This window comes from Terrabacter carboxydivorans (genome assembly GCF_039532035.1).
Lineage (GTDB): Bacteria > Actinomycetota > Actinomycetes > Actinomycetales > Dermatophilaceae > Terrabacter > Terrabacter carboxydivorans.
Genome location: NZ_BAAARE010000049.1, coordinates 1 through 6,412, shown reverse-complemented (window position 1 = coordinate 6,412; position 6,412 = coordinate 1). Strand labels below are relative to the sequence as shown.

The window sequence follows — 6,412 nt, the reverse complement described above, 5'->3', positions numbered from 1 at the left end:
CGGCGAAATCATCCGCGAGCTGACCCTTGACCCCAGCCGCGACTACCAGCCACAACACCCCAGGAAAAACAACAGTGGCCCTACGTTTCCGTAGGGCCACTGTCGCCGATGTCTTGCGACATCACATGGCGGTGGCGGTGGGATTTGAACCCACGGTGGAGTTACCCCCACACACGCTTTCGAGGCGTGCTCCTTTGGCCGCTCGGACACGCCACCGGGAGGAACCTTACCGGAGCCTGCGTCCCTCGAAGAAATCGACCAGCAGCGCCGCCGACTCCTCGGCGCGCACGCCCCCGACGACGTCCACCAGGTGCGTCGCGAGGGGGTCTCGGGTCAGGTCCCAGACCGAGCCGCACGCCCCCGCCTTGGGGTCCCACGCGCCGAAGACGACGCGCTCCAGCCGCGCCGCCATGGCCGCGCCAGCACACATGACGCACGGTTCGAGCGTCACGACGAGCGTGCAGCCGTCGAGCCGCCACGAGCCGATGGCGGCCGCCGCCTCGCGCAGGGCGACGACCTCCGCGTGCCCCGTCGGGTCGCCGAGCTCCTCCCGGACGTTGCGCCCGCGGCCGACGACCTCGCCGTCCGGTCCCAGCACGAGCGCGCCGACCGGCACGTCCTGCGCCCCCGCCGTGGCGGCGGCCAGCGCGAGCGCCTCGCCCATCCACGCGGCATACGACTCGGGTGCGGGGACGGAGCCCTTGCCGGGGGTCTCGGATCTCTTCGCCACGCGCTAAGTTTCCACCCATGGACGTCCATGTCGCAGACCACCCGCTCATCGCGCACAAGCTGACCTACCTGCGCGACAAGCGGACCGACAGCCCCACCTTCCGGCGCCTCGCCGAGGAGCTCGTCACGCTCCTCGCCTACGAGGCCACGCGCGACGTCCGCGTCGAGCCGTTCGAGATCGAGACGCCGGTCTCGCCGACCACCGGCATCAAGCTGTCCAACCCCAAGCCGATCATCGTCCCGATCCTGCGCGCCGGCCTCGGCATGCTCGACGGCATGGTCAAGCTGCTGCCGAGCGCCGAGGTGGGCTTCCTCGGGATGATCCGCAACGAGGAGACGCTCGAGGTCTCGACCTACGCGAACCGCCTCCCCGACGACCTCACGGGCCGCCAGGTCTTCATCCTCGACCCCATGCTCGCCACCGGCGGCACGCTCGTCATGGCGATCGACTACCTGACCGCCAAGGGCGCGCGCGACATCACCGCGGTTTGCCTGCTCGCGGCGCCCGAGGGCATCAAGCACCTCGAGGACGAGCTCGCCGACAGCGACATCCCCGTCAAGGTCGTGCTCGGCACCATCGACGAGAAGCTCAACGAGAAGGGCTACATCGTCCCCGGCCTCGGTGACGCGGGCGACCGTCTCTACGGCGTCGTCTGAGCACCTCTTGCGTATGCCGTGTGCTCACGGCAGCGCGTCGCCCCACTCGGCGTCGCGCGCGCTCCGGTAGCGCTCCCCCGCCTTCTTCGAGATGAGCTCGCGGCCGGCGGTGCCGTCGGGGCGGCACACCTGGAACTCGACGAAACCCTTGCGCTTCAACGGATGCCGGAGGATACGCGCCGGAAGGTCCTCTGCTGACTGGGTTTCCGCGAGCGACGGGGCCATGGCGGCGACCCACGAGAACTTCTCGTCCTCGTAGGACAGCTCGGCGCCCTTGAGCCGACGGTGCTCGGCGCTGCGGTTGACGCGGGCTGCGAAGTGGCACCAGTCGCCCTGTGCCAGAGGGCAGTCGCGCTCGTGCGGGCACGGCCCGAGCAGCGTCCAGCCGGCGTCGACGAGCGCCGAGCGCACCCGCAGCACCCGCGCGTAGCCGTCGGGCGTGCCGGGCTCGACCACGACGACGGAACCCCCGCGGCGCATGGCGTCGGCCACGAGGGCCTCCTGCTGCGCGGGGTCGAGCTCGCTGAGCACGTAGGACACCGTGACGAGGTCCGCCTCGAGGTCGGGCCACGCCCCGGCGCGGGCCTGACGGAACGTCGCCCCGGCCAGGGCGGCCGACGGCGCGTCGACGACGAGCTCGCGCCCCAGGGCCAGCGCGTCCTCGACCTGGTCGAGCACCGTGACGGTCTCGAGCGTGTCGAAGACGCCGGCGGCCGCCCACGCGGCAGCGCCCGTGCCGCCACCGAGGTCCAGCAGGGAACGCGGCTCGAGTCCGCGCGCGGCGACGACGCCGAGCGCCCTCGTCAGGGCGGCATGGGTGGCCGGCATCCGGTAGGCGGCGTAGGCCGCGACGTGCACGCGGGAGGCGAGGATCGGCGCCGTCGCCGGGGCCACCGAGCGGTAGCGCGAGACGAGCGCCTCGGTCGCCCGGGTCAGCTCTCGTTCGTCGACCGCGCCCACCGCGCGCCTCAGAGCGGTGCGCAGCGCGGCGGCATAGTCTGTCGTTCGCGACACGCGAGGAGGATAGCGGCGCCCGGGGAGACGTCCGACCGACACGCGGGCGGGCGTGCCGCACCCCATCCGCCCCGTACGGCACACTGGTCACACCTCTGTGCCGGGAGGCTGTCAGGGCAGCCCCGACACCTTCCCTCCAAGGAGCAACACACCATGGGCGCCAAGGCCAAGAAGATCATCCTGATCATCGTGCTCGCGTTCTTCGTCTACGCCGTCTTCACCTCGCCGGTCAAGGCTGCTGACATCGTCAACAACATCTGGGGCGTCCTCGTCGACGGCTTCAACGCGATCCTGCGGTTCTTCAGCTCCCTGCTCAACCGCTGAGAAGCGCACACTGAGTCCATGGCGTTCCTGCGGAGCACCGAGGTCCCACCGGGGCTGACCCCGATCCTGCTCCCGGGCGAGCGCCTCGTCACCGCCGTGCGCGCGCACTGGGCCAAGCTCGCCGAGCCCGTCGCGACGACCACCCTGGGTCTCGTCGTGGCCGTGTGGGTCGACTCCAACGTCACGAAGTCGACGCAGGCCATCGGCACGGTCTTCTGGTGGATCTTCTTCGCGCTGCTCGCACGCATGCTCTGGTGCCTGCTCGACTGGAGCCACAACTGGTTCGTGGCCACCGACAAGCGGCTGCTGCTGCGCTACGGCCTCATCTCGCACAAGGTCGCGATGATGCCGCTGCTCAAGGTCACCGACATGAGCTACGTGAGGTCCATCCCCGGCCAGTTCCTCGGCTTCGGCAAGTTCGTCCTCGAGAGCGCCGGCCAGGACCAGGCGCTCCGCGAGGTCAAGTGGGTGCCCAACCCCGACCAGACCTACCGCGACATCTGTGCCGAGATCTTCCACATCGTCCCGCCTCCGGGCGACGAGGACTTCGAGGAGATCGACGTGCTCCCCGACGACCCCAGCCTGCCCGGAGGCCCCACGCGCGGCGGGGGCCCGGTCGGCTCCGGCGGCGACACGGCATACCCCGACGTGCACCGCACCCACAACCCGATCCAGGACCGCCTGGACTCCTACTCGCGGGCCGTGCCCATCCAGCGGCCGGCCGACCAGCCCGAGACGGTCTACGAGAGCGAGGACCGCCGACAGCGGCGCCGCGGGGCCGACACCGGCCCGATCTGGCCGCGCTCCGGCGACTGACCGCTTCGCCCGAAACGGGCGCGCCTGACCGTGACTCGGGCCGGTCGGGTACCACCCTCATGGCCGCGGCTCCCGTCGACGGCTCGTGGCCGACGGCGTCCCAGCAGGACTCGCCGCCGGGCGCGGTCACCGCTAGTTTGTGGTGATCCCATCATCGACCTGCTCGGAGGTCATCATGAGTGTGTTTCGCACCAAGTCGATCGAGGCGTCCATGGCCTCGGCGGAGGATGCCGACCACCAGCTGAAACGGACCCTCAGCGCTCTCGACCTCACGGTCTTCGGCATCGGTGTCATCATCGGCGCCGGTATCTTCACGCTGACCGGACGGGCCGCGAAGGACTACGCCGGCCCCTCGATCGCCCTGTCGTTCGTCGTCGGCGCCATCGTCTGCGGTCTCGCGGCCGTCTGCTACGCGGAGTTCGCCTCGACGGTGCCCATCTCGGGCTCGGCCTACACCTTCTCCTACGCGACGCTCGGCGAGCTCGTCGCGTGGATCATCGGCTGGGACCTGCTCCTCGAGCTGATGCTCGGTGCGAGCGTGGTCGCCCAGGGGTGGTCGCAGTACTTCGTCACCTTGCTGGGGCAGGTGGGCATCACCTGGCCCGACTCGATCGGGCCGGGGTCGCACTTCGACCTGCCGGCCTTCCTGCTCATCGCCGCGCTGACGCTGCTCATCGCCAAGGGCATCAAGGAGTCGATGCGCGTCAACCTCGTGCTCGTCGGCGTCAAGCTCTTCATCGTCCTCTTCGTCATCTTCGCGGGCATCCAGTTCATCAACCGCGACAACTGGTCCCCGTTCATCCCGCCGAGCCAGCCCGGCCAGGCGGCCGAGGGCCTGACGACCCCGCTGCTCCAGGTGATCACCGGAATGACGCCTGCGACCTACGGCGTCATGGGCATCATGGCCGGCGCGGCCATCGTCTTCTTCGCCTACATCGGGTTCGACGTCGTCGCGACGACGGCCGAAGAGGCCAAGAACCCGCAGCGTGACCTCCCCCGCGGCATCATCGGCTCGCTCGTCATCTGCACGATCCTCTACGTGGCGGTCACCCTCGTCATCACGGGCATGCAGAACTACAAGGAGATCGACCCCAAGGCGGCCCTCGCGACGGCGTTCACCCACGTGGGCAAGGACGGTTTCGCCACGCTCATCTCCGCCGGCGCCGTGGCGGGTCTGACGACGGTCGTCATGACGCTCATCATCGGCGCCACCCGCGTCACGTTCGCGATGAGCCGTGACCACCTCATCCCGGCCAGCCTCGGCCGCACGAACCCGAAGACGGGCACGCCGGTGCGGCTTACGCTCATCATCGGCACCGTCGTCGCCCTCATCGCCTCGCTCACGCCGATCGGCAAGCTCGAGGAGATGGTCAACATCGGCACCCTGACGGCCTTCATGCTCGTGTCGCTGGCCGTGCCGATCCTGCGCAAGCGTCGTCCCGACCTCAAGCGGGCCTTCAAGGTGCCGGGCAACCCGGTCGTGCCGTGGCTGTCGGCCCTGGCCTGCTTCTACCTCGTGCTCAACCTCTCGATCGAGACGTGGATCCGGTTCGTCGTCTGGATGGCCCTCGGCTTCCTCATCTACTTCACCTACTCGCGCCACCACAGCAAGCTGGCCACGGGCGAGGAGGAGGAAGGCAGCCGGGGCGCCCCGGAGGTCCTCAGCGAACGCTGACCCGATCGCCCTCGCTTGACCCACCGAACGCGGCGTTCGGTCTCGAACTCACTGTTAGAACACTGAGTTCGAGACCGAACTACCAACGCTTTCGCGACCGAACGCCGCGTTCGTTCGTGGTGAGGGGGCTTATCCACAGGGTGCCTGCGGGCTTCTGACGTATGCCGCCACGATGGCCCCATGGACCTGCACCGTCTCGCCCCTTCCGGAGTCTTCTCCGCTTCCGCAGCCCGTGCCAGCGGCATCAGCGGCGCGCTGCTGAGGAGCCTCGTGTCGCGCGGCCAGTGTCATCCGCTGCACCGCGGCTGGTACTCCGTGCAGCGTCCGACGAGCGACAAGCACCGGCATCGCCTCCGGGTCGTCGCGCTGCTCAAGGAGTACGAAGGCCAGGTCATGGCGTCGCACTGCTCGGCCCTGGCCCTGCTCGACCTCCCGGACGAGGACATCGACTGGGGCACGGTTCACCTCATGTGGCGTGACGCCGAACTGCCGTTTCGGGCCTTCAGCAGGGTGCACATCCACTAGCTCATCGAGCACCCCGCCCTCCGGCACGGACCCGATACCGTCGACCTCGGGCTGGCCGCCGTCCAAGTAGGGCTTCGCAGCCAGACCGGCATGCTCGTGGTCGCAGACCACCGTCTCCGCTCCGGCCTGACCACACGTGAATCCTTGGCCGCTGCAGCACGGAGCCTGGGAGGTCAACGCGGCGTCACTCGAGCGAAGGCCGCCGTCCCGTGGTGCGACGGTCGCCACCAGACTCCCGGCGAGACCCTCACGGCACATATCTTTCGCAGCCTCGGCTACGCCTTCACGCCACAGTTCGAGGTCGCCCGTCAGGAGCGGCCCGGACGGGTGTTCCACGCCGACTTCCGAATCCACGACAGCTTCGTCCTCGTCGAGTTCGACGGCAAGGTCAAGTACGACCCGGGATCCAACCCCGATGCCGCCAGAGCGAACTTCGACGAGAAGCTGCGCGAGGACGAGCTACGTCGGCTGGGTTATGTCGTCGTGCGCCTCACTCGCGCCGATCTGGCACGCCCGGCGCTCGTCCGAGCCCGGATCGAGGCCGCCTTGGCAGACTCCCGCCGCCTCACCGGCTGACCACCCCCCAAACTCCCCACCGAACGCAGCGTTCGATCTCGAACTCAGTGTTCTAACAGTGAGTTCGAGACCGAACGCGGCACCGCGCGGGGGTAG

The 6,412-nt window shown here is 69.2% G+C and carries 8 protein-coding genes and 1 tRNA gene; 6 read left to right on the top strand and 3 right to left on the bottom strand.

Annotation, left to right across the window (positions count from 1 at the left end; translation table 11 throughout):
• Positions 1-126: 126 nt before the first annotated feature.
• Positions 127-216 (bottom strand) — tRNA-Ser (locus tag ABD297_RS23395).
• Between the two features lie 10 nt (positions 217-226).
• The gene (locus ABD297_RS23390) at positions 227-730 is read right to left on the bottom strand and encodes a nucleoside deaminase (protein ID WP_344257550.1); all 504 of its coding nucleotides are present in this window, start codon (positions 728-730) and stop codon (positions 227-229) included.
• Positions 731-747: 17 nt separating this feature from the next.
• Between ABD297_RS23390 and upp the strand changes: the two genes are divergently transcribed.
• Positions 748-1,386, top strand: coding sequence for a uracil phosphoribosyltransferase (gene upp, locus ABD297_RS23385; RefSeq protein ID WP_344257549.1), 639 nt, complete (start codon positions 748-750; stop codon positions 1,384-1,386).
• 24 nt (positions 1,387-1,410) lie between these two features.
• On the opposite strand, the gene ABD297_RS23380 is transcribed toward upp, so the two are convergent.
• Positions 1,411-2,400 carry a small ribosomal subunit Rsm22 family protein gene (locus ABD297_RS23380; protein WP_344257548.1) on the bottom strand — a complete coding sequence of 330 codons (990 nt, stop codon included), beginning with the start codon at positions 2,398-2,400 and terminating at the stop codon, positions 1,411-1,413.
• 153 nt (positions 2,401-2,553) lie between these two features.
• Here ABD297_RS23380 and ABD297_RS23375 point away from each other — a divergent pair, with 153 nt between their 5' ends.
• The 5 genes from ABD297_RS23375 (at position 2,554) to ABD297_RS23355 (ending at position 6,316) form a co-directional block, all read left to right on the top strand.
• Positions 2,554-2,724: a hypothetical protein gene (locus ABD297_RS23375; RefSeq protein ID WP_344257547.1), complete on the top strand. Its 171-nt coding sequence runs from the start codon at positions 2,554-2,556 to the stop codon at positions 2,722-2,724.
• Positions 2,725-2,742: 18 nt separating this feature from the next.
• On the top strand, positions 2,743-3,540 hold the full coding sequence (locus ABD297_RS23370) for a PH domain-containing protein (RefSeq protein WP_344257545.1): 798 nt from the start codon (positions 2,743-2,745) through the stop codon (positions 3,538-3,540).
• 175 nt (positions 3,541-3,715) lie between these two features.
• The gene (locus tag ABD297_RS23365; protein ID WP_344257544.1) at positions 3,716-5,215 is read left to right on the top strand and encodes an APC family permease; all 1,500 of its coding nucleotides are present in this window, start codon (positions 3,716-3,718) and stop codon (positions 5,213-5,215) included.
• 180 nt (positions 5,216-5,395) lie between these two features.
• On the top strand, positions 5,396-5,740 hold the full coding sequence (locus tag ABD297_RS23360; RefSeq protein ID WP_344257543.1) for a hypothetical protein: 345 nt from the start codon (positions 5,396-5,398) through the stop codon (positions 5,738-5,740).
• Between the two features lie 144 nt (positions 5,741-5,884).
• Positions 5,885-6,316 carry a hypothetical protein gene (locus ABD297_RS23355; protein ID WP_344257542.1) on the top strand — a complete coding sequence of 144 codons (432 nt, stop codon included), beginning with the start codon at positions 5,885-5,887 and terminating at the stop codon, positions 6,314-6,316.
• The last annotated feature ends 96 nt before the right edge of the window (positions 6,317-6,412 follow it).

Coding starts and splice junctions, on each gene's coding strand:
- upp (WP_344257549.1), top strand. CDS start 748: ATGGACGTCCATGTCGCAGACCACCCGCTCATCGCGCACAAGCTGACC.
- ABD297_RS23375 (WP_344257547.1), top strand. CDS start 2,554: ATGGGCGCCAAGGCCAAGAAGATCATCCTGATCATCGTGCTCGCGTTC.
- ABD297_RS23370 (WP_344257545.1), top strand. CDS start 2,743: ATGGCGTTCCTGCGGAGCACCGAGGTCCCACCGGGGCTGACCCCGATC.
- ABD297_RS23365 (WP_344257544.1), top strand. CDS start 3,716: ATGAGTGTGTTTCGCACCAAGTCGATCGAGGCGTCCATGGCCTCGGCG.
- ABD297_RS23360 (WP_344257543.1), top strand. CDS start 5,396: ATGGACCTGCACCGTCTCGCCCCTTCCGGAGTCTTCTCCGCTTCCGCA.